Source organism: Nocardia brasiliensis, assembly GCF_011801125.1.
GTDB classification, from domain to species: Bacteria; Actinomycetota; Actinomycetes; order Mycobacteriales; family Mycobacteriaceae; genus Nocardia; species Nocardia brasiliensis_C.
Genome location: NZ_CP046171.1, coordinates 5364837 through 5389260, shown reverse-complemented (window position 1 = coordinate 5389260; position 24424 = coordinate 5364837). Strand labels below are relative to the sequence as shown.

Here is a 24424-nt window from a genome sequence, read left to right as displayed (position 1 = left end):
GAAGAGGTGGTGGGGTGTGACGCAATTCGTGCAGCAGTACGCCGCGTTGCGGTGGGCGGTGGTCGCGGCGTTTCTGGTCGCGGCGGCGATCGTGCTGGGGCGGCTGCTGGCGCCCGCCGCCGCGGCGCCGGAACACGTTCGGGGGCAAGGCGATCCGGTGCCCGCGCCGCGCGGCGGGTTTGCTGAATCCGACGCCGCGCACCTGCTCATGTGCCTGGTCATGCTCGCGATGCTGGTGTTCCCTGCGGGTGCGAACCCGATCGCCGTGCACGGCGTGCTCACCGCGCTGACGGTCGTTTTCGCCGGGCTGCTGCTGGCGCGCATCCTGGAATCGCGCGCCGCGGATGGAGCGCCCGCCGCCGATCGAGTGATCCCGCTCGGATATCAGACGGTGGCCGCGGCGGCCATGCTCTACGCGATGTCCGGGCATGTCGCCTCCGGGCACGCCGAGGGACCCGCGCCGGTGCCCGCGCTGGTGCTCGCCGGTCTGTTCGCGGCGGACGCCTTGCTCGTCACGGTGGCGGGCGCGATCCTCCGTCCGAGTGCCGACACGCCGGGCTACCTGGGGGTAGTGCTTCGGTCGGGTGGGTGTGTCGCGGTGCCGACCGGCGCGCGCCGACGATGGGCGCCGCTGCCGCACGTGGTGATGGATCTCGGCACCGCGTACATGTTGATCGCCGCGGTTTCGAATTGACCGACGTCGCAGACCAATCCGCGCGCCGTCTCGGACCGAACCCCTGTCTATGCAGGCAGGTGATTCGGCCGTTGGCAAGCCCGGTTCTGCTTCCGCGCACCGCTTCGGCGCCGTAGCGCCGGAAGGTGCGGACGAGGACGCGGTGAGAACGCCGCGCTCCTGCCCGCCGCCGAGCGCCGCCGCTCGGCCCGCGGCGCTCGGTCGCGAGCTCGTCGGTTTGCTCGCCGCGACGGACGCGGGTGACCGTGCCGCGTTCGCCGAGTTCTACCGGCGTACCGGAGCACAGGTCTATGGGCTCGCCCTGCGGATCATGCGCGGCGAAGCCGCCGCCGCGGACCTCACACAGGAGGTGTATCTGGCGGTCTGGTCGCGGGCGGGGGAGTACGACCCGCGTCGGTCGAGCCCCATCGGCTGGCTGCTGACGCTCACGCATCATCTTGCGGTGCAACGGGTTCGCGACGCGGCCGCCTGCGAGTGGAACGCGGCCTACCCACCCGGCGGCCGGGGCCAGGTGGCCGTGACATCGGTGCCGGAGCAGACGGCGCTCGATCGTGCCGACTGCTTGGACACGCTCACTCCCACCCAACGCGACGCGCTCACCCTGACCTACTACCGCGGGCGCACCTACCGGGAAGCGGCCGGTCAGCTCGGGCAATCATTGCCCGTCGTGCGCATCCGCCTGCGCGACGGGCTGCACAGACTCGAGAAATGTTCGGCCGGAGTGGGCGCCGATGGCTGAGCCGCTCTCGCGCGCGGACGCGGAACTGCTCGACCTCGCCTACCCGTGCGCGCTCGACGCCGTCGCCGAGATCGAACGCAGACGCATCGAGCAGCGGCTCGAGGCAGCGGATCCGGCTGTGCGACAAGCCTTTCTGGATACGGTGTGGCGGATGCGCGAGGTGATGGCGCGGGTCGCGGTGCTCGACGCGCGGGAACCGCCGCCGGAACTCGAGGCCAGGATCCTGGCGGCGCTGCCCGCACAGCCGCGGCCTCGACCGGATGCGCAATGGACGCGGCGCAGATGTGCGGTGACGGTGGCCGCCGCGGCGTGCCTGGTGCTCGGCGGTGTGGTGGTCGCGGATCGGACGAACGACCTGCCGCCGGTGTCGAGCGCGGACCAGGCGACACGCACGCTGGCCGGGCCGGTCACCGGCGGCGGCTCGGTGGTCGTGGAGGTCTCGCCCGGCCTGCGGGTGGTGCGGGTCGTGTTCGACGGCGTCGCGCGACCGCGGGTGGGGCAGGTGTATCAGGTGTGGCTGGTACCCACGGGCGCGGCACCGCGCTCGGCCGGGGTGCTCGACGAAATGCCTTCCGTCGCAAAGCCGTTCGTGGCCACGTTCACACCGGGGGAGCAGCTCGCGATCAGTGTGGAACCACCGGGTGGGTCGAAGGCGCCGACGAACCCGATCGCGGGGGTGCCGCTGTTCTGAGCGTCGCGACGGCTCAGAGGTCGACGGCCTGCTCGGCGACCACCCGGCCGCCGAGGCGGACCCAGCCGTCGGAGTCCCAGCCGGTGAACAGCTGAGAACCCTTGCCCTGCGTGATGATCAGGCTGCGGCGCAGCTGCGCGGTGATGGCGACCGCGGCCGCGCCGGTGGCCTCGTCCTCGGCGATCCCGAGGGTGGGCGCGAACATACGCGAGCGCAGCACACCGCGGTTCTTGTCGGTCCAGGTCCACAGGTAGTGCGGGCCGCCGGTGAAATCGTCCGGGCGCAGCGCGGCGAGTTCCTCGGCGTCGGGCACCTCGTGGAAGGTGAAGTTCGGCGTCCACTCCGCGCGGGCGGTGATCCAGGTGAGGCCATCGGCCAGTTCCACCGCGACCGGTCCCGCCGGGACCTCGAGCCGGTGGATCGGGGTGTGGTGTTCGGCGAGCCACCAGGCGGTGCCGACGCTGGGGTGCCCGGCGAAGGGCAACTCGACGGTCGGCGTGTAGATCCGCATCCGCGCGACACCGTCGACCGCGTTCTCGACCACGACGGTCTCGCTGTAGCCGGCCTTGGCCGCGAGCGCCTGATGATCGGCTGCGGCCACGTCCGCGGCGCGGGCGATGCCGAGTTCGTTCCCGAAGCGCCCGGCGCTGTCGGTGAACACTCGCACAACATCTACCTGTGTTGCCATGAGCGCCGAGCCTACTCGGCACCGGCGACACCGACCGGGCCGCGTGACGCACACCACGCGTTCGTTCCGTCGTCGCCGCTGGTCAGCGGGCCTGGCACGAAAGAAGCCGCCGTCGCGGGGAGACGCGACGGCGGCTTCGGAACCCAGTGGGTCAGACCGTGGCGGCGGCCAGGGCTTCGGTCGACTGCACAGCCTGGCCGACTCCGGCGACGATCGCGGCCGCGCGCAGCGACTCGAAGATCACCTCACGGGACACCCCCGCCTCGCGCAGGGTGTGCTCGTGCGCCTCCAGGCAGTGCTGGCAGCCGTTGATCGAGGAGACCGCGAACGACCACAGCTCGAAATCGGCCTTGTCGACCCCGGGCGTGCCGATGATCTGCATGCGCAGACCGGCCCGCAGGTCGTCGTAGCGTCCGTCGAGGAACGCCTTGCCGCGATAGAAGACATTGTTCATGCCCATGATCGATGCGGCGCCGAGCGCGGCGTTGTAGGCCTGCTCGGAGAGCACGTCGGCGGCTTCCTCGGCGATCTCGCGCAGCGTGGTCGCCGACCGGGTCGCGGCCGCCGACGCCAGCAGGGTGCCCCACAGCTGCTGTTCGTTCAGCACGGTGGTGCGCGCGAGCGATGACAGGTTGAGCTTGAGGTCCTTGGCGTACTCGGGGAGGGAGTTCTTCAGGTTCTCAATGCTCATGTGTCGTAATCCTTCTCTGGTTCACTGGGTCTCGTGGTTCGGGCCGGGTTCGTCAGACGCTCGCGGCGAGCAGCTCGCCCGCGTTGATGGTCGGATCGCCCTTCTTCCAGTTGCAGGCGCACAGCTCGTCGGACTGCAGCGCGTCGAGCACCCGCAGCACCTCGTCGACGTTGCGGCCGACCGAGCCGGCGGTGACCGAGACGAACTGGACCTCGTTGTTCGGGTCGACGATGAAGGTGGCCCGATCGGCGACGCCGTCGGCGTTGAGAACGCCGGTGGCGGTGGCCAATTCACGCTTGAGGTCGGACAGGATCGGGAACGGCAGGGTCTTCAGATCCTCGTGCTGGGCCCGCCACTGGAAGTGCACGAACTCGTTGTCGACCGAGGCGCCGAGCACCTGCGCGTCGCGGTCGGCGAATTCCTCGTTGAGCTTGCCGAACGCGGCGATCTCGGTGGGGCACACGAAGGTGAAGTCCTTCGGCCAGAAGAACACGATGCGCCACTTGCCCGCGTGATCGTCGCTGGTGATGGTGGTGAAGTAATCGTCAGGCTGCTGAGCGTCGACCTTGGACAGGTCACCGCCGATGACGGCGGTGAGGTTGTATGCCGGGAATTGGTCGCCGATGGTCAGCAAGGCCATGCCTAATCTCCTCAGTTCTGTGTGGGTTTGCTAGCACTGTGCAGAAAAGCAGAAAAGCTCCCTTTCGATCTTGCCGAAGGGCTAGTGAAAGGTAAAGGTGATCAGTCGCACTACACTGATAGCCGTGACCGATCAGACTTATCAGCCGACCCTGTCACAGCTGCGTGCGTTCGTAGCGGTCGCGGAATACCGCCACTTCGGCACTGCCGCAGCGCGGCTCAGTGTGAGCCAGCCCACGCTATCGCAGGCGCTCGCGGCACTTGAACACGGGTTGGGGCTGCAGTTGATCGAGCGGAGCACGCGGCGCGTGCTCGTCACCGCGGCGGGGATGCGGTTGCTGCCCAAGGCGATGGCGACACTCGAGGCGGCGGACCGGTTCGTCGCCTCGGCGACCGGAGACGGACTGGGCGGTTCGTTGCGGATGGGCATCATTCCGACGGTTGCCCCGTATGTGCTACCGGGTCTTCTTCCGGAGTTGCGCAAGAAGTTGCCCGCGCTGCACCCGCAGGTGATAGAAGACCAGACCGCGCGGCTGCTCGACGGGCTGCGCACCGGCGTGCTCGATGTCGCGCTGCTCGCGCTGCCGGCCGATCTGCCCGGCCTGGTCGAAATACCCCTCTACACCGAGGAATTCGTGTTGGTGACCCCGCGCGGTCACGAACTCGCCGGGCGCAAGGATCTCGCGCCCGCAGTGCTGGACTCGCTGCCCCTGCTGCTGCTCGACGAGGGCCACTGCCTGCGCGACCAGACCTTGGACGTGTGCCGTTCCGCCGAGATCCATCCCGCGGCCGTCGGCGACACCCGCGCCGCGTCGCTGTCGACGGTGGTGCAGTGCGTCGCGGGCGGACTCGGCGTCACCCTCATCCCGGAAATGGCCGTCCCCGCCGAAACCGCCCGCGGCACACTGGACACCGCACGCTTCGCCACCCCCGCCCCCGGCCGCACCATCGGCCTCGCCTACCGCACCTCGACCGCACGCGCCGACGACTACGAATACCTGGCCGCCATAATCCGCACCCAGCGCCCCAACTAACCAGCCAACCGAAGGTCTCGGAGGTCGACCCACCACCCCATCTGCCCCGATGGATTCTGCGGGATGCTTTGTGATGCAACGTCTATGCCTGTGATCGCCGTGGTGTTCTCGGCCGGTATCGCGTACGCCGTGTTGACCGGCCCAGGTCGCTGTAGGAACTGCCTGAGCCGGAGATATTCGGCTTCAATCTGGTGCCTGGTGCCTGGTGCCTGGTGCCTGGTGCCTGGTGCCTGGTGCCTGGTGCCTGGTGCCTGGTGGCTGGTGGCTGGTGGCTGGTGCGCGGTGCCTGGTGCGCGGTGGCTGGTGGCTGGTGCGCGGTGGCTGGTGGCTGGTGTGTGGTGGCGGGTGCGCGGTGGCGGGTGCGCGGTCGCCTCTTGTCAGTGGCCGGTGCGACAGAGGCTGTGGGCGGTCCGGACTTCTGCGGCACCTGGCCGTGATTTGGGCCGAAGCTTCACCCGTCGCGGGGGCGGCGCGGTTCGCCGCCTCGCCGCCTCGCCGTGGCGTCGTCATCGAGGCAACCGGTTGCTCGGCTCGGCCCTGCGCCGACGGCGTAAGGCCTTCGGTGTGTGGCCTCTGCGCCGGGGGCGGGACGACTGGCGTCGGGTGTGGAAACGGGAGACGATCTGTTGATGGGTGCGTGGGGCAGCGGCGGCGATCGATTGGCGGCGGTGAACGGGGTGGGGTGTGCGCTGTTCGCCTACGGGACACTGCAATTCCCGCAGATGCTCGAGGTCCTGCTCGGCCGCGTGCCCGAGTTCACGCCCGCCGCCGCGGTCGGCTGGCGCGCGGCCGCGCTGCCCGGCCTGCTCTACCCGGGGCTGGTCCCGCACCCCGGCGCCGTCGCCCCCGGCGTCGTCATCACCGGCCTCACGCCGGGGGAGTGGCAGATCCTCGACGCCTTCGAGGACGACGACTACGACCTACGCCCCATCCCGCTGCAAGCTCCACCCCCTGCACCCTGGACCTACCTCTGGACCGGCCCGGTCGCGCAAGACAACTGGGACGCACCCACCTTCGCCCGCACCCACCTCGCCTCCTTCGTCGAGCACACCCGCGAATGGCGCACCGCCGCCTTGAACGAGTGATCAGGAGGAACTGGTGGCGGCAGGCTCTCGGCCGATGCCGCCACCAGTTCCTCCTGATCGTTTGTCCAGCCGTGCGCGCGCAGTGCGGCGCAGACGCGGTCGAGTACGACGTGCGGTCGGAGGCGTAGGAGCGTTGCGTTGACGCGAATGACGCGCCAACCCAGCGACTCCAGCGTCGCTATGCGGTCGATGTCCTTGGTTCGCTGGGTGGGGTCGGTCCAGTGCTGGGCGCCGTCGTATTCCACGACGACTCGCCAGCGTTCCCATCCCATGTCGACCCGGGCGACGAACGATCCATGGTGGTCGCGGACGATCAATTGTGTTGTGGGGCGAGGTAATCCCGCCTCGAGCAGCAGCAGTCGGGTGTGTGATTCCGGTGGCGATTCCGCGCCGCCGTCGAGTGAATCCAGTACGGCCGACAGGCGTGCGATGCCGCGTGCGCCGGGATGGGCGCGAATCACGGCCTCGATCTCCGACGGCAGCACTCCGGTCGCTCGGCTGAGTGAATCGAGCAGCGGCACCGCGTGTTCGCGGGGCGTGCTACGACCGATGTCGAACGCTGTTCTTGCCGGTGTGGTGACGCGGAAGCCGTCGATCTCGCAGCATTCGGCGGGGACGATGACCGTGCGGACGGCGCGAATCCCCGGCGGTGGTTTGCAGTGCGTGGGCCGCGCGATCTCGGCGGGGTCGTCCGGATTCAGCCAGCGGGTGCCGTGCAGCGCGGCCGCCGAGTGCCCGATCAAGGTGCCGGAACCTTTCGCCCAGTGTGCCGCGGCGCGGGCGCGACCCGCCGCGTCGAGCGGATATCCCCTGGGCAGGTAGACGTCCGGGAACAGCCGGCGGAAGTTGTGCCGGAGTTCCCACCGCGAGACCAGCCCCGCGTCCAGCGCCCACGATCCGGGAAATGGTTCATCGAGTGCCCCCATGGGGTGCACTATGCCCCTGGGGGACGACAGGATTCGTCGAGGGGGAACTGGTGGCGGCAGGCTCTCGGCCGATGCCGCCACCAGTTCCTCCTGATCGTTTGTCCAGGGCGTTTGGTATTTGTAGACGACCGGTCGTATATTCGAGGCATGGCGCGACCTCGACGGAGTGGAGATGTTCGGCAGCTGCTGGTGGAGGAGGGGGCGGCGGGGTTCCTGAGCAGTGGGTATCACGGGACCGGGATCAAGCAGGTGCTGGACAAGGTCGGGGTGCCGAAGGGGTCGTTCTACAACTACTTCGACAGCAAGGAGAGTTTCGGGCGTGCGGTGATCGAACACCACTCGCTGTGTGTGCAGCGCAATCTGACCGAGGCATTCGGTGCGGCGCCGGACCCGATCAGCGGGCTGCGCACATTTTTCGGCAGGCTCATGGACGATTTCGTCGCGGCGGATTTCACCGGCGGCTGCCTCATCGCGAATCTCGGCGGTGAGCTGGAAGGCAGTGAGCTGCTGCGGGAGTCGCTGTCGAGTGCGTGGGCCGCGTGGCGGGATCGGATCGCCGAGCAGCTGCGCGCGGCGCAGGCGGCGGGGCAGATCCGGGCCGATATCGACGCCACCGACCTGGCCGACCTGTTGCTCGAGTCCTGGGAGGGTGCGGTGATCCGGATGAAGATCGACCGCACGCTCGAGCCGCTGCGCAAATGCCTGAATCGCCTGCTGGACGATTACTTCCGGCCCTGACCGACGTCGAATAGTCCCCGGTGGTCTAGGCGTGCCCATTCCAAGACGACCGGTCGTATCAGAGAAAGAGAGAACATGACCAAGACAGTGATCGTGACCGGATCCTCCAGCGGGATCGGACAGGACATCGCGCGCGCCTTCGTGGCGCGTGGCGACAACGTGGTACTCAACGGTCGCGACGCGAACAAACTCGCCGAGGTGGCCGCGCAGCTCGGCGACCCGGCCAAGGTGGCGACCGTCGCGGGCGACATCGGTTCTCCGGCAACGGGTTCGGAGCTAGTTCGCACCGCCGTCGATCGGTTCGGCGCGGTGGATGTGCTGGTGAACAACGCGGGCATCTTCGGTTCGACGCCGTTCGTCGAGGTCACCGAGGAAGAACTCGACAGCTATATCGACGGCAACCTCAAAGGCACCTACTTCACCACCCAGGCGGTGGTCCGTCAGCTGCGCACGCAGCGGACGGGCGGCAGCATCGTGAACATCGGGACGGTACTGGTCGATCACGCGCTGGCCGGGCTGCCCGCCTCGGCGGCCCTGGTCAGCAAGGGCGGCGTGCACGCCCTCACCACCAGCCTTGCCGCCGAACTCGCCGCCGACCGCATTCGCGTCAACGCCGTCGCGCCCGGTGTCATCCGCACGCCGCTGTTCGGCGACGGCGACGAATCCGCCTCGGCCCGACTGGCTTTGCTGAACCGGATCGGCGAGGTCGCCGAAACCACCGCCGCCGTGCTGTATCTGGCCGACGCCGAGTTCACCACCGGCCACATCTTCCCCGTCGACGGCGGCTACATCTCGGGGCGGGCCGCCTGATGCCTTACGTCAACATCAAGGTCACCGACGAGGGCGTCACCCGGGAACAAAAGTCGCGGTTGATCAAAGGGGTCACCGACCTGCTGCAGGACGTACTCGGCAAGGACCCGGCCACCACCTACGTGGTGATCGACGAGGTCGCGCTCACGAACTGGGGTGTGGGTGGCGTCGACGTCGAGGAGTTCCGCCGCCGATCCTGAATCGGACAGTCGAACACCCCGCCGGCCAAGGGGTTTCATGGTTGGCGGGGTGTTCGTGGGTGTGCTACACGCGCAGTGCGTGTGGCTCGATCGCGCCGCGGACCAGCGCGCGGGCGTCGATGGTCTCGGGGCGGTAGGGCAGGGTGGCCAGTCGATCGGTCATGCCCTGGACGGGGTCATCGATGCGCTCATTCAGGCCGAACAGGAAGGTCCACTCGTGTTCGTCGCTGCCGTACTGGACGACGGTGCCGAACTGCTCGTGGAAGCGGGCCCAGGAGCGCTTGAGCGTCTCGTTGCGCCACATGGTCGCGCAGCCCGCCTGGGCGGTCAGCACGCCACCGGGGGCGAGCAGCGCCCGACATCGGGACAGGAACTCCGACTCGTAGAGGCGGTTGTGCTGCGCGTCCTCGACCCGCTCGTCGGGCAGGTCGATCACGATGACGTCGTAGCGGGTGCCCTCCTGCGCGGCGTTGGCCAGGAAGTCCCAGCCGTCGGCGTAGTGCACCTTGATCGGGCCTTCGCCCTTGACCGCGGCGGTCAGCTCGTCGCTGGTGTAGCCGTAGGGCAGATGCTCGGCACACAGCTCGACCTCGAGCTGATCGATGTCGACGTGATCGACCAGCGTCGCGCCCGCGGCGATCGACATCTGGCTGGCCACGCCCTCGCCGGAGCCGATGATCAGCACCCGGTCCAGCTTCTCGGCCAGCACGAAGGCGGGCACCATCATGGCCTCGTGGTAGGTCAGCTGGGAGAACTCGGTGGACTGGCGGTCGTCGTCGGAGAACAGGCTGATGCCCTGCTCGGTGCGCGCGATCACCATGTGCTGGAACGGAGTACGGGTGTCGACGATCACCTCGTGCAGGTCCCAGATCCGGGTCAGGCCCGCGCCGACCGGCTCCTCGATGCGCTGCGAGCCGTGCCCGCGGCGGATCACCTGCATTCGAACGTCCTTGGGAGAGAGCTTGTCTCGCAGTAGTTCGACGGCTTTCGACGCGCCGGCGCCGATACTGCCGCAGGTGAAGACGTCGACGAAGATGTCGCCGGATTCGGGATAGGTGTGAATCGAGGCGTGGGACTCCGACAGCAGCGCGAGGACGGTCACCCCCTGCGGTTCGAACTTCTTGTGTACGACATCGCAGATGGTGACGCCCGCGGCGATCAAAGACTCACGCAACGCCGATTCGAGTTGTTCGAGGTCGTCGCAGAGGGCCGCGTCGACACCACCGAACTCGGCCAGCACGTGCCAGCCGGTGAAATCCGCCGTCATGGGCATACTCACTCTCGCCTAGGGGTTGGCAGCCGGCGTCAGCCGGCGGGGCGGGTAGGTTCAGCGCCCGAGACATGAACGGTCAGGGGCGGAAAACCGTTGAAGGACACCGACGAATAGCTCGCGGTATAGGCGCCGGTGTCGAGGATCGTGACGCGATCACCGGCTTGCAACGTGGTCGGGAGAAGGACCCGCGTGCGTTGATACAGTACATCGTCGCCGTCGCAGGTCGGACCGGCCACCACTGCCTCGTCGACAGGGTCGCCGTCCCGATCGGTGACGAATCGATAAGCGATGTACTCGTTCTCGGTCTCGGCCATGCCGTTGTAGCGGCCGATGTCGAGATACACCCAGCGCCGGCCGTCCGGCGCGATGCGCACGCCGACGACCTCGGCGTGGATGACACCCGCCGACCCGACCAGCGCGCGGCCGGGCTCGACCACCAAAGCGGCGGTGGCGGGCAGGTATTCGGCCGCGGCGGTGCCGACCACCGTGGCGATCTCGTCGAGCGCGGGCGCGGGATCGGCGTACGCGATCGGCAGGCCGCCGCCGATGTTCACCGAAGTGACGTGAATATCCTTGTCGGCCAAGGCTTCCACGATCCGGCCCGCCTGCTCGATGCCGATCCGCCACGCGTTCGGATCGAGCTGCTGGGAGCCGACGTGGAAGTATGGCCCCGCCACGACCAGCCCGAGGTCGCGCGCCCGCACCAGCAGCCGCAACGCCTCAGCGGGCGCGCAGCCGAACTTGGTGCCGAACGGGGTGCGCGACTCGGGAGCCGAAGCGAGGAACCGGCATTCGACCTGCGAGCCCGGTGCGTGCTCGGTGATGCGCAGCAGGTCGTCCTCGGTGTCGAAGGCGTAGCGGCGCACGCCGAGCGCGTAGGCGCGGGCGATGTCGGCGGCCTTCTTGATCGGGTTGCCGTAGCACAGTGTCGCGGGTTCGACACCCAGCTCGAGGCACAGCTCGATCTCGCCGATGCTGGCGACATCGAACTCGGCGCCCTCCTCGTCGAGCACCTGGATGAGCTCGGGCACCGGGCTTGCCTTGACCGCGAAGCGAATCCGCGCCGCGGGCATGGCGGCATGGAGTGCGCGGTAGTTCTCACGCACCCGCTCGGGGTAGATGACAAGAAACGGTGATGTGGGCTCCGGGGAATAGCAGGGGGTGGAGCCGACGGGGTGGGTCAGCATAGTTGATCTTTCGCTTCGGCGGCAGCGGGAAGAGTAGCAGCGGCCCCTACCCAGAAACGAATCCACCAAACCTCAGGTCGGTGACATAGCGACGCTGCCCCCGACAGGCGGCAGGAAGTGGCCGATGACCTGTATGGATTCTGTAGAGATCGCTGCTGTGCGGCAGGGCGGATCAGCCCGCGGACACCGTGAGTTCGTCGAAGACGATCTCACCGGCGGCATCGGACTCGGCCAGGTCCACGAGCGCGACGATCGACCAGCCGTGGTCGCCCGCCGGGTCGTCGAGCACCTGGCGCACCTGCCAGAAACCGGGTCTTCGTTCGATCTGGAACAGTTGCGGTCCGCGGGCGTCCGGCCCGGTGCCGATGCATTCGTATTCGGCGAAGTACGGTGCCAATTCGGCGGCCCAGTCGGGACCGGTGCCCAGCTCGTCCAGCAGATCCCAGCGGCGCAGCGCGGCCAGCTCGACCCGGCGGAACATGGCGTTGCGCACCATCACGCGGAAGGCACGCTCGTTCGCCGAGATCGGCCGGACCGTCTCCGCGCCGAAGGCGAGCTGCTCGGCGTCGGTCTCGGCGCCAGGGTTGGTGAGCTGCTCCCACTCGTCGAGCAGACTCGAATCGACCTGCCGGACGAGCTCGCCCAGCCACTCGGTGATGTCCTCGAGCTCCTCGGTCCGTGCCGAGTCGGGCACCGTGCGGCGCAGCGCGCGATAGGCGTCGGCGAGATAGCGCAGCACCACGCCCTCAGACCGCGCCAGCTCATAGAACGAGATCAGCTCGGCGAAGGTCATCGACCGTTCGATCATGTCGCGCACCACCGATTTGGGGGAGGGCGCGAACTCCGAGACCCAGGGATGGCCCGCGCGGTAGGTCTCGAACGCGGGCTCGATCAGCTCGGCCAGCGGCTTGGGCCAGGTGACCTCCTCGAGCAGTTCCATCCGCTCGTCGTAGTCGATGCCCTCGGCCTTCATCTCGTTGATCGCCACACCGCGCGCCTTGTGCTGCTGAGCCATCAGCAGCTGGCGCGGATCCTCTAGCGTCGATTCGATGAGGGACACCACATCGAGGGTATAGCCGGGCGCGTCTTTGTCCAGCAGGTCGAAGGCGGCCAGCGCGAACGGCGACAGTGGCTGGTCCAGCGCGAAATCACGCTGCAGGTCCACGGTGAGCCGGGCCCGGCGGCCCTTGGCGTCGGGCTCGTCGAGCTGCTGCACCACCCCGGCGTCGCGCAGCGCGCGATAGAGCCGGATGGCGCGCAGGATGTGTTTGCGCTGTGCCGGACGGGGCTCGTGGTTGTCCTCGAGCAGGTGCCGCATGGCGTCGAAGCAGTTGCCGGGGCGCGCTATCACGTTGAGCAGCAACGAGTTCGTCACGGCGAAGCGGGAGACCATCGGCTCCGGCTGGGCCGCGATCAGCCGGTCGAAGGTCTCTTCGCTCCAGGAGACGAAGCCCTCGGGTGGCTTGCGGCGCACCACTTTTCGCTGCTTCTTCGGGTCGTCGCCCGCCTTGGCGAGCAGCCGGGTGTTCTCCACCTCGTGCTCGGGCGCCTGGACCACGACGGTGCCCATCGTGTCGTAGCCCGCGCGCCCGGCGCGGCCCGCGATCTGGTGGAACTCACGGGCTTTCAGCCTGCGGGTGCGCACGCCGTCGTATTTGGTGAGGCCGGTCAGCAGCACCGTGCGGATCGGCACGTTGATGCCGACGCCCAGGGTGTCGGTGCCGCAGACGACCTTCAGCAGTCCCTCCTGCGCCAGGCGTTCGACCAGCCTGCGGTACTTCGGCAGCATGCCTGCGTGGTGCACGCCGATGCCGTGCCGGATCAGCCGCGAGAGCGTCTTGCCGAAACCGGACGCGAACCGGAACTCGCCCAATGCCGTAGCGATGGCGTCCTTTTCGGCCCGGGTGGCGAAGTTCACACTCGTCAGCGCCTGCGCGCGCTCGAGTGCGGCGGCCTGGGTGAAGTGCACCACGTACACCGGAGCCTGGTGGGTGGTGACGAGCTCTTCCAGGGTCTCGGTGATGGGCGTGCGCGCGTACGAGAAGGTCAGCGGCACCGGACGTTCGGTGCCCGCGACCACCGCCGTCGAGCGGCCGGTGCGGCGGCGCAGATCCTCGGCGAAGAAGTCGACCTCGCCGAGCGTGGCCGACATCAGCAGGAACTGCACGCGGGGCAGTTCGATCAGCGGGACCTGCCAGGCCCAGCCGCGGTCCGGGTCGGCGTAGAAGTGGAACTCGTCCATCACGACCTGGCCGATATCGGCGTCGGCACCCTCGCGCAACGCGAGGTTCGCCAGGATTTCGGCGGTGGCGCAGATGATCGGCGCGTCGGCGTTGACCGCGGCGTCACCGGTCACCATGCCGACCCGCTCGGCCCCGAAGATCTCGCAGAGCGCGAAGAACTTCTCGCTGACCAGCGCCTTGATCGGCGCGGTGTAGTACGTGCGTTTGCCCTGGGTGAGTGCGAACAGGTGGGCGCCGACCGCGACCAGCGACTTTCCGGAACCGGTCGGCGTCGCGAGGATGACGTGGGAGCCGGAGGCCAACTCGAGCAGCGCCTCGTCCTGCGCCGGATACAACGGGGTGCCCTGCTCAGCGGCCCACGTCCCGAAGGACTCGTACAGCGCGTCGGCGTCGGTTCCCGGTATCTCCAGCAGCTCGGTCAAATCCACTCCGCACACCCTACGTGCCGGTGTGCGGCGGGTTGTTACCGCTGTTCGTCTGGGTCACCGCCGCCGTCGTAGCCACCCTGTTCGGCGAGGAAACGCTCGAACTCGGCGCCCAATTCGTCACCGCTCGGCAGTTCGCCGTCGCCGACGAGCAGACTCGACTGCCGCTCCTGCGCGCTGACGAAGCTGTCGTACTGGCGTTCCAGCGCGTGCACCACGGTCTCCACCTCGGAGTTGCCCGCGATGTGCTCGTTGACCTGTTCGCGCACGCGCGCCGCGGCCTCGCCGAGCGCGGCGAGCGGGATGTCGAGGCCCGCGTTGTCGGCGACGTTCTCCAGCAACGTCTGCGCGGCCTCCGGGTACGCGGTCTGGGCCAGGTAGTGCGGCACGTGCACCGAGAAGCCCACCGACTCGTGACCGTGCTGGGCCATCCGGTACTCCAGCAGCGAGGACGCGCTGCCGGGCACCTGTAATTCGCCGGGCCAGCGCTGGTGTTCGGGGATCAGGTCGCGATCGGAGGAGTGCGCGGTCACCCCGAGCGGGCGGGTGTGCGGAATCGCCATCGGGATGGCGCTGAGTCCGATGCTGCGGCGCACGCCGAGCTGTTCGGCGAGCAGGCGCACCGCGGTGGTGAACTTCTCCCAGCGCAGGTCCGGTTCGATGCCGGCGAGCAGCAGGAATGGGGTGCCCGCGGTATCGCGCAGGGCCCAGAGATTGAGTTCGGGCTCGGCGTATTCGGAGAAATGGTCGGTCTTGAACGTCATCAGCGGACGGCGGGAGCGATAGTCCAGCAACTCGTCGACATCGAACGAGGCGACCAGTTCGCTTTCGAGACTTTCGCGCAGGTGCGTGGTAGCCAGCCGCACCGCGTGCCCGGCATCGGTGAAGCCTTCCAGGCCGTGCACCAGTACGGGACCGGCGCCGTCCTCGGACGACAGCTGGGGAGCGGGGAACTCCAGCTCGTACATTCGCGACTCGTGCTCCATCGCGTACTCCTTCCTGCGCGGTTCCGGCACCGGTGACGCTCGGCGCTCACAGCTGAGTCGTTCGAGCGCGGTCAGCCGGGACGGGACCATGTCCATTGTCCCCCATGCCGGTGACCGCCACCGTGCACGGTCGGACACCGACCCATACGACGAGCCAACAGCTCAGGTGCGCCGCGCATTCCCGGCGCGCGGCGTGGCTCCGCGGGCGGGCACCGGGAGTTTGGCACAGTGGGTCGGGTGACTGTGGCGGATTCGGCGCGCAAGCGGGCGCGCTTCGCCATGCCCGCGGCGTGTGCGGTGATACTCGCCGGGTGCGGGTCCACCGTGACCGGTCACCCGGTCTCGGCCGAGCAGACCTCGGTGACCCGCCACATCGGCGCCGCGCTGGCCACACTGCTGCCGGAACCGGCGCAGTTTCCCCGGCGCTATCCGGCCGTGGTGTTGCCACCGGAGGCGGCCGCGCAGGCCGCGGGCGACCTCACCGGGGCCGGGCGCGGCGCTCAGGTGCAACCGGCGCACTGCGCGCCGCCGGAACCGAAATTCGGCGCCGATCAGCGCGCGGTCGCGGTCGGCACCGACGACGCCGCCAGAGCCACCGTGACGGTCGAGCTGGCCCGTACCAGGCAGCCGCTGGCGGCCCTGCGCAGCCAGCTGATCCAGTGCCGGTCGATGCGGGTGCAGCAGAGCGGGGCGGGGACCACGGTGACCACCGAGCTGCTCGCGGCGCCGGAAACCGACGCCGAGGACGCGCTGGGGCTGCGGCGGACCGTGCTGCCCGACGTCGCGGGCGCCGGGCTGACGCAGTCGATGCGCGCGGTGACCGGGCAGGTCGGTGACGTGCGAATCACCGTGACGTATATGTCCTTTTCGGGGTCCGAGGCGGATATGTCGGCCGTGAACGAGCTGTTCGCGACGGCGGTGCGGCGGGTCGACAAGGGAGCCTAGGACCGCGTCAACGGGGTTGGGCTCTGGCTCATCGAAGAGCCCTCTGGACGAGGCACCGGCGTGGCCCGTGACAAGCGGGACGCTCGCGCGGCGATGGTGCGCCGGTTGTCCACATCGCGGCGAAATCCACAGGTTCGGTAAATCGCCTGTTCGGGGTGGGCCGTTCGGCGGGGCCCGCGGGCAGGCTCGCTGCCATGACCACTCCCGTGAACCCGTACCTCACCACCCTGGCGGTCGACTCGGCGCCAGGCGCCGCCGCCCCCGGTGGCCCCTGCGCCCGCCCCTCGTTGCGTAACAGCACGTCCCGCGCGCCGGTCAGCCTCGCGGTCGCACTGCGCACGTGCAGCTTCCTGCAACGACGGCCGACGCGGGAAACCACCCAGGGGGCGGCCGAGTGCGCCCAGCCGGACGGCTGCGCACGCGCCGGAACCTGCGTACGCCCGAACGCCTGTCCGACACCGGTCGCTGAAAGTGCCACGCGGCCACAGGACGTCGACGCTAAGGAGGCCGAGGATCTCGAGTCTGCTGATGCCGTAGAGATGGAGCCCGCCCGTCCAGAGCTCGGGCCCGCCGCCGGAGGGGAGCCTGCTGACGTCAGAGTGGAGGCGGTCGACGGGGCGGAGCCGGTTGGTGTCGAGCTCGTGCCTCCTGCCGTCGGGGACACCGCTACCGAGGTAGCGGCCGCTGTCGCCGGAGTCGACGCCACGCGCATGGTCTCGGTAAGTATGGACGGGGCGGGTGGGGACGGTGGTGGAGGGGCGGAGTGGGCTGTGGAGGTCGATGCCGAGCAGGGGCTCGTCTGTGCGGAGCCTGCGCCGCCGTTCGGGGTCGAGACCCCGGATTGTGTTGTGCGCGTGGACGAGCCGGGGGAACTGATCGCGGGGGTGCCCGCCATGATCGGGTTCGCGCCGGAGCGTTCGCTCGTCGTGCTGGTGTTGCGGGCGGTGCCGGACCGCGCGGACGGCGCGATCATCGACGCGGTGATGCGGTTCGACCTGGATCAGGAGGGCGGTCGCGGGCGGTTGCGCGCAGAGCAGGTGGCGCGGTGCGTCGCCCAGGTTTCCGCGCACGACGATGTGGCCGAGGTGCTCGCGGTGGTGGTGGACGACCGGTCCGTCGAGCCGGACCTGTGCGGCTCCGACATCGTCGAGCGTTGCGGCATAGGACGATTCGACATGCTGATCGCCGCCCTCGCCCGGCGGCTCGCGGCGCAGGACATCGCGCTCGCCGGCGCCTGGGCGGTCCGCGCGATCCGGCCGGGGCAGTGCTGGTGGAGCCTGTTCGGCATGGAACGCAGTGGGCTGCTGTCGGATCCGGCGACCTCCGCGGTGGCGCTGGCGCAGGTGCTCGATGGGCGGCCCGTGCTCGCCTCGCGGACGGAGCTGACCGCGATGGTGGCCGAGGACAGCGCGTTGCAAGACGAGGTCGCCGCGCTGCTGGAGACCGCGCTCGCCGTCGCCCATGACCGGTACGCCAGGGCCGTGCGCCGTGGCGACCCGAACGCTTACAGCAGGCAGGCGCTGGAATACGTTCTGTGGCAGGTCGCCAACATCGAGTCCGACAACGAGCCGATGGCGCGGGAACTGGCCGAACTCGCTGCCGCACTGCGTGATCGGGCGGTCAGGGACGCCATGTTCGCCCTCGCGGTCGGTGACCATGCCGTCGCCGCGGAAGCACTGTGGGCGATCCTGGCCCGCGCGCTGCGGGGACGCGACCGGGCCGAGGCCGCCGCCCTGCTCGGTTACAGCGCCTACGCCCGCGGCGACGGGGCGCTGGCCGGGATCGCGCTCGAGGCGGCCTTGGCGGCCGATCCCGACCATCCCATGGCGTTGCTGCTGGAGACGTCGCTCTCGCTCGGCATGCGACCGGAGCAGATGCGCAGGCTGGCGCGCAGCGGCTACCACGCGGCCGCCGACCTCGGCATAGACCTCGGCGAACCCGCGATGTGAAGCACTGCGGCCGTGCGTGATTCGCGGTCCAGGGCGTAGCAACGGGTCGCCGGTGGGTCCGGCGCCGGGTGGTCGGGGAGTGCGCCGCGCTGCCACGGTGGGCAGCACGGCGCGTGGGGCGATCGTTTCCCGGCGCCGCGCTCGGCTCGGGTGGCCGGGCTACTTGGCGGAGTGCGCCCGGGTGCCGAGGGACTGGAGGAAAGTCCAAGCGTCGGAGACGATTTCGTCGAGATCGTTGTGCTCCGGGCGCCAGCCGAGTTCGGCGATGGCGCGGGCGCTGGAGGCGATGAGGGTCGCCGGGTCACCGGGGCGGCGCGGGGCATCCTGGGCCGCGATGGGCAGCCCGGTGACCCGCTCGCACGCCGAGATCACCTCGCGGACCGAGAAACCGGTGCCGCTGCCGAGGTTGTATACGCGGTGGGTGCCCGCCTCGGAGCTGGTCAGTGCCAGCAGGTGGGCCTGGGCGAGGTCACGGATGTGGATGTAGTCGCGCACCGCGGTGCCGTCGGGCGTGGGCCAGTCGGTGCCGAACACCGAGATCGCCTTGCGGTGCCCGAGCGCGACCTGCAGCACCAGCGGAATGAGATGGGTTTCCACCACCCGGTTTTCGCCGAGGCCGCCATAGGCGCCTGCGACATTGAAATAGCGCAGGCTGGTCGCCGCCAGCCCGTGCGCGATCGCATAGGAGGTGATGGCGTGATCTATCGCGAGTTTCGACGCACCGTAGGGGTTGGTCGGCCGGGTCGGCGCGTCCTCGGTGATCGGCACCTGCTCCGGTTCGCCGTACACCGCGGCGGTGGAGGAGAACACCAATCGTGGTGTGTCCGTGCGGCGCATCGCCTCGAGCAACTCGAGGGTCTTCACCACATTGCCGTGCCAGTACTTCTCCGGCTGCTGCACCGACTCGCCGACCAGCGACTGCGCCGCGAAATGCAGCACACCGTCGAAGGTTTCGGCGGCGAGCAGCGCCGGTGCGACCTCGGCAACGTCACCCTCGACGAAGCGTGCCGCGGTGGGGACGCCGTCGGCGTTGCCGGTGGACAGGTCATCGACGACGACGACCTCGTGACCAGCCTCGTGCAGGACCTGCGCGCAGACGCCGCCGACATACCCGGCACCACCGGTGACCAGAAGTTTCACGGATCAGACCAGCTTCACCTGGACGGCGTGCGCCATCTCGTCGGACAGTTCGAACCCCGCGTGCCCCGGCACCGTGATGACGACGGTGCCCGGCTTGTTCTCGACCGTCACGCGGGCATCGGGCACCACGCCCGCCTCGCGCAGCTGGCCGATCACCTCGGGGTCGGTCTGGATGTGCTCGGCGAGTCTGCGCACCACGACGGCGTGCACCTGGCCGTGCGGCAGGTCGGTCAGCCGGACCAGCGTCTCTTCGGCCGAGGTCGCCGGGACGATGCCGAGTTCGTCCAGACCGGGGATCGGGTTGCCGTAGGGGGAGGTGGTCGGATGGTTGAGCACCTCGACCAGGCGGCGCTCGACGTCCTCGCTCATCACGTGCTCCCAGCGGCAGGCCTCCGCGTGCACGTTCTGCCAGTCCAGGCCGATGATGTCGACGAGAAGGCGCTCGGCGAGCCGGTGCTTGCGCATCACGGCGATCGCCATGCTGCGGCCCTTCTCGGTGAGCTCGAGGTGCCGGTCTCCGGCGACAAGCAGCAAACCGTCGCGCTCCATCCGCGCGACGGTCTGGCTCACCGTCGGCCCGCTCTGCTCGAGACGCTCGGCGATTCGGGCGCGCAGGGGCACCACGCCCTCCTCCTCGAGGTCGTAGATGGTACGGAGATACATCTCCGTGGTGTCGACCAGATCCTTCACCTGTTACCCCTTCGTCGGCACGAATTCTACCTACGCACGGCGACACGACCGTGCGCCGGATGGCGTCGCGCCGCAGCGGACGCGGCATTGCGGATTCCCGGTCGGCGCACGGCGAGCCGCCGTTATCGCACTTGCTTGTATTTCTACTGCATAGCAACGTTCAACGGGGTCGGTACCTTCCCGCGTAGCGTGGCGACCATGGCCACTGCACCGCGCAGCGAACACCCGGCGCCACCGGGCGTACAGCCCGGCACCGCGACCGTCGTCTGGACCGACCGGTTCCTCGACTACACCTGGACGCCGGAGCATCCGATGAAACCGGCGCGTCTGAAGTTCACCATGGCGCTCGCCGAAAGTCTCGGATTACTCGACGGTGTCGAACTATTGGCGCCCGCCGCGGCCGAGCGCGCCGACCTGCTGCGCATCCATACCCCCGCCTATCTCGACGCGGTCGAGCACGCCGTGGCGCCGGAGGGCGCCCCGCTCGCGCCGCCGTTCGGGTTGGGGTCACCGGACAACCCCGTGTTCCCCCGCATGCACCAGGCGGCGTCGGTGATCGTCGGCGGCACCCTGGCCGCCGCGCGAGCCATCGCCGAAGGACGGAGCAAGCGGGCGGTGAGCATCGGCGGTGGCATGCATCACGCGATGGCCGACTCGGCCGCCGGGTTCTGTGTCTACAACGATGCGGCCGTGGCCATCTCCTGGCTGCTCGACCACGGTTTCGACCGCATCGCCTACCTGGACGTGGACGTGCACCACGGCGACGGCGTGCAGTGCGCGTTCTACGGCGATCCCCGGGTGCTGACCATCTCGCTGCACCAGCACCCGGCCACGCTGTGGCCGAACACCGGGTGGCCAGAGGAGACCGGCACCGGAGCGGCCGAGGGCACCTCGATCAACCTGCCGCTGCTGCCCGGCACCCGAGATGCCCAGTGGCTGCGCGGTTTCCACGCCGTGGTGCCAGGAGCGGTCGCGGCATTCGGTCCGCAGATCGTGGTGAGTCAATGCGGCGTGGACACCCATCGCGAGGACCCGCTCGCCGATCTCGAGCTCACGGTGGACGGGCAGCGCGCGGCCTTCCGCGCGATGCGTGACCTGGCCGACCGCTACGCCGAAGGCCGATGGCTCGCGGTAGGGGGCGGCGGCTACGGACTGGTCCGGGTGGTGCCGCGGGCGTGGACGCACCTGCTGGCCACCGCACTGGACCGGACCGTCGCGCCGGACACCGCGATTCCGCAGGACTGGGTCGATCTGGTCGGTGCCGCGGCACCCCGGGTCGATCCGCCGCGCACCATGGGTGACGGCGGTGACATCGACTACCGCCCGTGGGATGGCCCGGGCGGCACGGGGGAGACTGGGGACGCGCGCCTGGATCGCGCGCAACGTGCCGTCGACACGGCCGTGCTTGCCACCCGCCGAGCGAGTTTCGGATTGCTCGGCCTGGATCCGGAGGACCCTCGTGACTGAACCCGCCGACACACCGGACACCCCGGCGGTGCCGCCTCCGCCGCCGCAGCACTGGTTCGCCGACGTCCTGGCCTCCGACGGCGGGGTGGTGCGGCTGCGACCGATCACGCCCGACGACGCGCAGCGGCTGCAGGATTTCCACGGCGCGCTCTCCGACCGCACCCGGTATCTGCGCTATTTCGGCCCGTACCCGCGGATTTCGCCGAAGGACCTCTACCGGACCACCCACGTCGACTATCACGACCGGGTGGGGCTGGTGCTGGTGCTCGGCACCGCGATCGTCGCGGTCGGTCGCTACGAACTGCTCGACCGGGCGGGGCGGCGCGCGGCCGAGGTCGCGTTCGTGGTGGCCGACGAGCACCAGGGGCGCGGGCTCGGCTCGATCCTGCTGGAGCACTTGGCCGGAGCCGCCGCCGAGAACAAGATCGAGACCTTCGTCGCCGAGGTGCTCGCCGAGAACACCACCATGGTGACGGTGTTCCGGGACGCCGGCTACCAGGTCGAGCGCAGCAGGGACGGCTCGGTGCTGCACCTGGAATTCGCCATCGACCCCACCGAAGCCCTACTGTCCGTACGGGATTCGCGCGAGCGCGCCTCCGAGGCGCGCAGCGTCGGCAACCTGCTCGCACCGCGTTCGGTCGCGGTGATCGGCGCGACACCGAGCGCGGGCCGGGTCGGCGGTGCGGTCCTGCACAACCTGCTGTCCGGGGTGTTCCAAGGTCCGGTGTTCCCGGTGAATCCGAATCGTCGTTCGGTGCGCGGCGTGCGCGCCTACGCGACGGTGCGCGAGATCCCGGACGAGGTGGATCTCGCGGTCGTCGCGGTGCCGCCCGGCGAGATCGGCTCGGTGCTCGACGACTGTATGGCCAAGGGCGTCAAGGGACTTGTCGTGCTCACCGCGGGTTTCGACGAGACCGGTGTCGGCGGTGGGACGGCCGAACGCGAATTGGTCGCCGCGGCACGGGGGCACGGCATGCGGGTGGTCGGACCGAGCGCGCTCGGCATCGCCAACACCGACGCCGCGGTGGCGTTGAACGCGACCTTGGCGCCCGTGCTGCCCGGCCGTGGCCGGATCGGCTTCTTCTGCCAGTCCGGTCCGCTGGGCGCGGCGATTCTCGGCGAGGCCGCCGCAAGGAACCTGGGCCTGTCGACATTCGTGTCGGCCGGTGACCGTGCCGACGTCTCCGGCAACGACCTGCTGCAGTACTGGGACACCGATCCGGACACCGACGTGGTCCTGCTCTACCTGGAGTCGTTCGGTAATCCGCGCAAGTTCTCCCGGATCGCGCGCCGGGTGGCCAGGACCAAGCCGATCGTGGCGGTGAGCAGCGGCAGGCACGCCACCCAGCCCGCGGGCGACATGGACCGCTCGATCGTGCGCGACCTGTTCGCGCAGGCGGGCATCGTGCAGGTCGATTCCATCTCGGAGCTGTTCGACTGTGCCGCGCTGCTGGGCTATCAGCCGTTGCCGGGCGGTTCCCGACTGGCGGTGGTCGGCAACAGCGCGGCGCTGAACTGGCTGGCCGTCGACGCCGCGCAGTCCGAAGGCCTCGCCGTCGGTGATCCGGTGAACCTCGGCCCGCAGGCGACCCCCGGCGCCTACCTCGATGCCACCGTCGCGGCCTTGCGCTCCGACGAGATCGATTCCGTGCTGGTGGTTTTCGCGCCGCCGGTGCCGGTGCCGATGGCCGGATTCGCCGATGCGATCCGGACCGCGGCCGCCGCCGTGCCCGCCGCGGGCAAGCCGATCCTGACGACCTTCATTGCCGAGCAAGGCATTCCGAACCTGCTCGCGGTGCGCGGGCAGGGCGCGACGGCGGTGCGTGGCTCGATCCCGAGCTACCCGGACCCGGAACGGGCCGCGCGGGCCTTGGCCCGGGTGCGGCGCTACGCGCAGTGGCGCGACCGGCCGGTATCGCCGGTGCAGCGTCCGGGCCGGATCGACACCGAGCGGGCCCGCGGGTTGGTGGCGCGGTGGATGGCGGAATCGGGCGGGCGCAGGCTCACCGACCTGGAAACCGTCGAACTGCTCGACTGCTACGGCATTTCCGTCGTGGCGTTCCGTGAGGTGCGCAGCGCCGAGGAGGCCGTCGCGGCCGCCGAGGAACTCGGCTATCCGGTGGCGGCCAAGGCGACCGGGGAAATGTGGCGGCGCCGTCCGGACCTCACCGGCGTGCGGCTGGATCTGTGGACGCCGGAGGCGGTCCGGCAGGGATATGCCGATCTCGCCGAACTGTGCGGAGATCCGGTGCAGCACATCCAGAAGATGGCCACCAAGGGCGTCGGCTGTGTGCTGCGGGTGCAGGACGACCCGTCGTTCGGCTCGGTCATCGAATTCGGCCTGTCCGGGTTGATCATCGAGCTGCTCGGTGACCGGGCCTACCGCGCGCTGCCGCTCACCGCCGACGAGGCCACCGCCCTCATCGACGCCCCGCGCGCGGCGCCTCTGCTCTCCGGTACCCCGGCCAGCCCGCGCGTCGACAAGGCCGCTCTAGCCGAACTGGCCCAACGCATCTCGGCCCTGTTCGACGACCTCCCGGAGATGCGCGAACTGGCTTTCGACCCGGTCCTGGCCTCCACCAACTCCGCCGAGATCCTCTACGCCCGCGGCCGCATCGGCCCCGAACCCAGCCGTTTCGACACCGGCCCCCGCCGCCTGGGCTGACACACCCCCGCCGCCTGGGGCTGACACACCGGCCCAGACGTCGAGGAGACCGGGGGTCCCGTCGAGGAGACGTTGGGGCCGGTGTTGTCGCGCAGATCTCCGCGGCAGGCCGAGAGGTGCGCTCGCTGGTGGGTCAGCTCCTCGGGGGACCACGGTGCCGGATGAGGGCAGGAACACCTCGTCGACGGTGACGATGACGAGGTCGTGGCGAACGGTGGGTGCGACGCGGATGGTTAATTCGTTGCGCAGCAACACGGTTGCGGCCGTCGCGACACGCGGACACAGGGCCTCGGACCCCGCTGCGCCCTGGGCGATCGCGCCGGGCGAGAACTGTGCGCCCAGAGTGCGGCGGTGAGCCCCCGGACGATCGGGCATCTGCATCGGACGACGGGCACCTGCACCGGACGATCGGGCACCTGCATCAGGCGACGGGGCAACTGCGGCAGCACTCCCATGGCACGACGGCAGGCCGGAGTTCGCGCAGAGGGCCGCTGGTGCGGGGCGAATTCACGCCGACCG

The 24424-nt window shown here is 69.5% G+C and carries 21 protein-coding genes and 1 pseudogene; 12 read left to right on the top strand and 10 right to left on the bottom strand.

Translation table 11 applies throughout. The annotated features are described in order from the left end of the window. The first annotated feature begins 16 nt into the window (after positions 1–16). The 3 genes from F5X71_RS24335 to F5X71_RS24325 all read left to right on the top strand — a co-directional run bounded on the left by F5X71_RS24335 (position 17) and on the right by F5X71_RS24325 (position 2124). On the top strand, positions 17–694 hold the full coding sequence (locus F5X71_RS24335) for a DUF5134 domain-containing protein (protein ID WP_167464115.1): 678 nt from the start codon (positions 17–19) through the stop codon (positions 692–694). Positions 695–836: 142 nt separating this feature from the next. Continuing rightward, positions 837–1433, top strand: a complete 597-nt coding sequence (locus F5X71_RS24330) for a sigma-70 family RNA polymerase sigma factor (protein ID WP_238815443.1) — start codon at positions 837–839, stop codon at positions 1431–1433. Beyond that, on the top strand, positions 1426–2124 hold the full coding sequence (locus tag F5X71_RS24325) for an anti-sigma factor (protein ID WP_167464113.1): 699 nt from the start codon (positions 1426–1428) through the stop codon (positions 2122–2124). Before F5X71_RS24330 ends, F5X71_RS24325 begins: the two co-directional genes overlap by 8 nt. 13 nt (positions 2125–2137) lie before the next feature. Here F5X71_RS24325 and F5X71_RS24320 read toward each other — a convergent pair whose 3' ends face one another. The 3 genes from F5X71_RS24320 to F5X71_RS24310 all read right to left on the bottom strand — a co-directional run bounded on the left by F5X71_RS24320 (position 2138) and on the right by F5X71_RS24310 (position 4143). After that, the gene (locus F5X71_RS24320) at positions 2138–2812 is read right to left on the bottom strand and encodes a PhzF family phenazine biosynthesis protein (protein ID WP_167464112.1); all 675 of its coding nucleotides are present in this window, start codon (positions 2810–2812) and stop codon (positions 2138–2140) included. 151 nt (positions 2813–2963) lie between these two features. Beyond that, positions 2964–3503 carry a carboxymuconolactone decarboxylase family protein gene (locus F5X71_RS24315; protein ID WP_167464111.1) on the bottom strand — a complete coding sequence of 180 codons (540 nt, stop codon included), beginning with the start codon at positions 3501–3503 and terminating at the stop codon, positions 2964–2966. A gap of 52 nt (positions 3504–3555) precedes the next feature. Beyond that, the gene (locus F5X71_RS24310) at positions 3556–4143 is read right to left on the bottom strand and encodes a peroxiredoxin (RefSeq protein WP_014986752.1); all 588 of its coding nucleotides are present in this window, start codon (positions 4141–4143) and stop codon (positions 3556–3558) included. A gap of 124 nt (positions 4144–4267) precedes the next feature. Between F5X71_RS24310 and F5X71_RS24305 the strand changes: the two genes are divergently transcribed. Together F5X71_RS24305 and F5X71_RS37155 are read left to right on the top strand one after the other, a co-directional pair. Further along, positions 4268–5176 (top strand): hydrogen peroxide-inducible genes activator, encoded by a 909-nt coding sequence (locus F5X71_RS24305; RefSeq protein ID WP_167464110.1) that lies wholly within the window; start codon positions 4268–4270, stop codon positions 5174–5176. A 629-nt stretch (positions 5177–5805) separates the two neighbouring features. After that, positions 5806–6108 (top strand): annotated as a pseudogene (locus F5X71_RS37155) (gamma-glutamylcyclotransferase family protein); the annotation flags it as partial. 32 nt (positions 6109–6140) lie between these two features. Here F5X71_RS37155 and F5X71_RS24300 read toward each other — a convergent pair. Further along, a complete protein-coding gene (locus tag F5X71_RS24300) occupies positions 6141–7187 on the bottom strand; it encodes a DUF559 domain-containing protein (protein WP_167464109.1) in 1047 nt (348 codons plus the stop codon). A 147-nt stretch (positions 7188–7334) separates the two neighbouring features. On the opposite strand from F5X71_RS24300, the gene F5X71_RS24295 reads away from it, so the two are divergent. From F5X71_RS24295 to F5X71_RS24285, 3 genes are all read left to right on the top strand, one after another. Further along, positions 7335–7925, top strand: a complete 591-nt coding sequence (locus tag F5X71_RS24295; RefSeq protein ID WP_238815441.1) for a TetR/AcrR family transcriptional regulator — start codon at positions 7335–7337, stop codon at positions 7923–7925. 75 nt (positions 7926–8000) lie between these two features. Then, entirely contained in the window at positions 8001–8735 is a 735-nt protein-coding gene (locus F5X71_RS24290) for an SDR family NAD(P)-dependent oxidoreductase (RefSeq protein WP_167464108.1), read from the top strand. Continuing rightward, a complete protein-coding gene (locus F5X71_RS24285) occupies positions 8735–8935 on the top strand; it encodes a tautomerase family protein (RefSeq protein WP_167464107.1) in 201 nt (66 codons plus the stop codon). Before F5X71_RS24290 ends, F5X71_RS24285 begins: the two co-directional genes overlap by 1 nt. 64 nt (positions 8936–8999) lie before the next feature. Here F5X71_RS24285 and speD read toward each other — a convergent pair whose 3' ends face one another. From speD to F5X71_RS24265, 4 genes are all read right to left on the bottom strand, one after another. Then, the gene (gene speD, locus F5X71_RS24280; protein WP_167464106.1) at positions 9000–10202 is read right to left on the bottom strand and encodes an adenosylmethionine decarboxylase; all 1203 of its coding nucleotides are present in this window, start codon (positions 10200–10202) and stop codon (positions 9000–9002) included. A gap of 38 nt (positions 10203–10240) precedes the next feature. After that, positions 10241–11395 (bottom strand): type III PLP-dependent enzyme, encoded by a 1155-nt coding sequence (locus F5X71_RS24275; protein WP_167464105.1) that lies wholly within the window; start codon positions 11393–11395, stop codon positions 10241–10243. 172 nt (positions 11396–11567) lie between these two features. Then, positions 11568–14066: a DEAD/DEAH box helicase gene (locus tag F5X71_RS24270; protein ID WP_167464104.1), complete on the bottom strand. Its 2499-nt coding sequence runs from the start codon at positions 14064–14066 to the stop codon at positions 11568–11570. A gap of 35 nt (positions 14067–14101) precedes the next feature. Further along, a complete protein-coding gene (locus F5X71_RS24265; RefSeq protein ID WP_167464103.1) occupies positions 14102–15049 on the bottom strand; it encodes a proteasome assembly chaperone family protein in 948 nt (315 codons plus the stop codon). A gap of 237 nt (positions 15050–15286) precedes the next feature. Between F5X71_RS24265 and F5X71_RS24260 the strand changes: the two genes are divergently transcribed. Both F5X71_RS24260 and F5X71_RS37150 read left to right on the top strand, forming a co-directional pair. Continuing rightward, positions 15287–15994: a sensor domain-containing protein gene (locus F5X71_RS24260; RefSeq protein WP_238815440.1), complete on the top strand. Its 708-nt coding sequence runs from the start codon at positions 15287–15289 to the stop codon at positions 15992–15994. Positions 15995–16188: 194 nt separating this feature from the next. Next, positions 16189–17943 (top strand): DUF4192 domain-containing protein, encoded by a 1755-nt coding sequence (locus tag F5X71_RS37150; RefSeq protein WP_238815439.1) that lies wholly within the window; start codon positions 16189–16191, stop codon positions 17941–17943. A 159-nt stretch (positions 17944–18102) separates the two neighbouring features. On the opposite strand, the gene galE is transcribed toward F5X71_RS37150, so the two are convergent. Together galE and F5X71_RS24245 are read right to left on the bottom strand one after the other, a co-directional pair. Further along, positions 18103–19083 (bottom strand): UDP-glucose 4-epimerase GalE, encoded by a 981-nt coding sequence (gene galE / locus F5X71_RS24250; RefSeq protein WP_167464101.1) that lies wholly within the window; start codon positions 19081–19083, stop codon positions 18103–18105. A gap of 3 nt (positions 19084–19086) precedes the next feature. Continuing rightward, the gene (locus tag F5X71_RS24245) at positions 19087–19773 is read right to left on the bottom strand and encodes a metal-dependent transcriptional regulator (protein WP_167464100.1); all 687 of its coding nucleotides are present in this window, start codon (positions 19771–19773) and stop codon (positions 19087–19089) included. A 198-nt stretch (positions 19774–19971) separates the two neighbouring features. Between F5X71_RS24245 and F5X71_RS24240 the strand changes: the two genes are divergently transcribed. Together F5X71_RS24240 and F5X71_RS24235 are read left to right on the top strand one after the other, a co-directional pair. Further along, positions 19972–21240, top strand: coding sequence for an acetoin utilization protein AcuC (locus F5X71_RS24240; protein ID WP_167464099.1), 1269 nt, complete (start codon positions 19972–19974; stop codon positions 21238–21240). Further along, entirely contained in the window at positions 21233–23905 is a 2673-nt protein-coding gene (locus F5X71_RS24235; protein ID WP_167464098.1) for a bifunctional GNAT family N-acetyltransferase/acetate--CoA ligase family protein, read from the top strand. The genes F5X71_RS24240 and F5X71_RS24235 overlap by 8 nt, the downstream gene beginning before the upstream one ends. Positions 23906–24424 lie beyond the last annotated feature (519 nt).

Bases quoted from the DNA above. Each gene is read 5' to 3' on its own strand.
- F5X71_RS24325 (WP_167464113.1), top strand. From the start codon at position 1,426: ATGGCTGAGCCGCTCTCGCGCGCGGACGCGGAACTGCTCGACCTCGCC.
- F5X71_RS24320 (WP_167464112.1), bottom strand. From the start codon at position 2,812: ATGGCAACACAGGTAGATGTTGTGCGAGTGTTCACCGACAGCGCCGGG.
- F5X71_RS24315 (WP_167464111.1), bottom strand. From the start codon at position 3,503: ATGAGCATTGAGAACCTGAAGAACTCCCTCCCCGAGTACGCCAAGGAC.
- F5X71_RS24310 (WP_014986752.1), bottom strand. From the start codon at position 4,143: ATGGCCTTGCTGACCATCGGCGACCAATTCCCGGCATACAACCTCACC.
- F5X71_RS24300 (WP_167464109.1), bottom strand. From the start codon at position 7,187: ATGGGGGCACTCGATGAACCATTTCCCGGATCGTGGGCGCTGGACGCG.
- F5X71_RS24295 (WP_238815441.1), top strand. From the start codon at position 7,335: ATGGCGCGACCTCGACGGAGTGGAGATGTTCGGCAGCTGCTGGTGGAG.
- F5X71_RS24290 (WP_167464108.1), top strand. From the start codon at position 8,001: ATGACCAAGACAGTGATCGTGACCGGATCCTCCAGCGGGATCGGACAG.
- F5X71_RS24285 (WP_167464107.1), top strand. From the start codon at position 8,735: ATGCCTTACGTCAACATCAAGGTCACCGACGAGGGCGTCACCCGGGAA.
- speD (WP_167464106.1), bottom strand. From the start codon at position 10,202: ATGACGGCGGATTTCACCGGCTGGCACGTGCTGGCCGAGTTCGGTGGT.
- F5X71_RS24275 (WP_167464105.1), bottom strand. From the start codon at position 11,395: ATGCTGACCCACCCCGTCGGCTCCACCCCCTGCTATTCCCCGGAGCCC.
- F5X71_RS24265 (WP_167464103.1), bottom strand. From the start codon at position 15,049: ATGGAGCACGAGTCGCGAATGTACGAGCTGGAGTTCCCCGCTCCCCAG.
- F5X71_RS37150 (WP_238815439.1), top strand. From the start codon at position 16,189: ATGACCACTCCCGTGAACCCGTACCTCACCACCCTGGCGGTCGACTCG.
- F5X71_RS24240 (WP_167464099.1), top strand. From the start codon at position 19,972: ATGGCCACTGCACCGCGCAGCGAACACCCGGCGCCACCGGGCGTACAG.